General features: G+C 34.6%; 1 protein-coding gene and 1 pseudogene. Both read right to left on the bottom strand.

All coding sequences use genetic code 11. From position 1 onward, the window contains the following. Window positions 1–291: pseudogene (locus P22_RS21060) on the bottom strand (hypothetical protein); the annotation flags it as partial. Window positions 292–532: 241 nt separating this feature from the next. Beyond that, on the bottom strand, window positions 533–1429 hold the full coding sequence (locus P22_RS19780; protein WP_054261955.1) for an AraC family transcriptional regulator: 897 nt from the start codon (window positions 1427–1429) through the stop codon (window positions 533–535). Window positions 1430–1620 lie beyond the last annotated feature (191 nt).

Here is a 1620-nt window from a genome sequence, read left to right as displayed (position 1 = left end):
AGAGAATGTTTGTAGCTGATAGTAGGTTGATAGACTACCTATAAGGAATTGAAACAACTTAGTCACAGATTGGCTCATGCCTGCCGTTGCCTGGCGGCAGGCGAAAAACATATTTATCATCAGCCAGGGAGCTGTGAAGCCATAGGGAGGATAACTGAAAACAAGAAGGTCGGCATCTAGATGGAGATCATGTTGTTGATTTTCCTGAATTTGATACAGAGTTAAGCGGACGCTGATAAAGGCAGCCAGAAACCATTTGGCCACCAGATAAGAATTGCCCATTCCGGTCATAAAAAATGCGGTAACTTTATTGTACAGAGTGATTACCTCCGCGATTATTATATAATGTATTGTGATGGTAAGGAAATGAAAAGTTGTATCCGGATTTTCTACAGCGCAAAGCTTGAGCTTCGCGCTGTATATTATTTTGTACCTTTATTCCCCCATATTAGGACTCCTCGTCTTTATCCTATTTACTATATGGAGATACCGTACATCATCTTGGAGATTTTTATGAGACTCGGGAGTGTCTCTAGTTTTGATACTTTTTTAAGGGTATTTCGTATTCGCCGGACGGGGTATAGGCACTGTCTACTATATTTAAACCAATATCTAATTTCATTTTGGTGCGATCAAGATATGCTTTAGGAGTAATCCCTATAATTTGTTTGAATATGCGGCTAAAATGGTGAATGCCTTCAAAACCTAGTTTTTCTGAAATCTGCGTAATGTTTAAGTCGGTTGATATTAATAAAGATTTTGCCAGAGCTATTTTTTTGGTATGAATATATTTGGTGGGAGTTATTCCTATACAGTTTTTAAAATACGTAGAAAAATAGTTTGCCGTATAATTACATAAATTTGCCAGGTCATTAATTCGTAATTGTTCGTTTATATGGGCGTTAATATAATTTATTGCCGGCATAATATTCTGTATTTGTGAATTGTTTTCATATCTATCTGATGTTGCCAAATATTCTGTTGGAACCGTAACTTCTTGTTTTTCTTGTGCATTGCGCAAAATATAAAATAGAAATTCTGACATTTTAGCATTGATGATGTCTTGATAGAAAATTTGTGCTTGTATGCCTTCGTGAAACATCTCTTTAAACTGAAAATCTATATAATCATTTACTTCATTTATGAATATATGAATAGATTTAAGGTTTTCAGAAAGTTCCTGGTCGCATTGAAATTTTATATCAAGACTCAAAAAATTATTGATACCGTAAATCTCGTGCGGAGTTTCCGGTGGGATCATTATTAGACTCTTGCTGGTTGCGAATATTTCTTCTTGATTAACGATAATTCGTGCAGTTCCGCTTAATGTATAAATATAATGAAAAAACTTATGAGTATGTCGTTCAATATAATCGAGCTTAGACTTTTTTTGCTTTACAATACGGTGAACAATTACAGTATGGGCCATAGTAGTACCTCCTGGAAATATTATTTTCTAAGGTTTGTAAGAGTATCAATATAAGGTTTAATTGGTAGAGGAAGTATCAAAAGGCGAAGTCCCTTGCTACTGTTCATCGAAGAAATAGTACAATATTACAGAATTTTGTGCAAATACAAATCACATGAGAATGCCTATAATGGAATTATCGGAAAATATTG

It is taken from the genome of Propionispora sp. 2/2-37 (genome assembly GCF_001298735.1).
Lineage (GTDB): Bacteria > Bacillota > Negativicutes > Propionisporales > Propionisporaceae > Propionispora.
Note: the sequence above shows the minus strand (reverse complement) of the source record. Positions and strands in the feature narration are given on the sequence as shown.

Bases quoted from the DNA above. Each gene is read 5' to 3' on its own strand.
- P22_RS19780 (WP_054261955.1), bottom strand. From the start codon at position 1,429: ATGGCCCATACTGTAATTGTTCACCGTATTGTAAAGCAAAAAAAGTCT.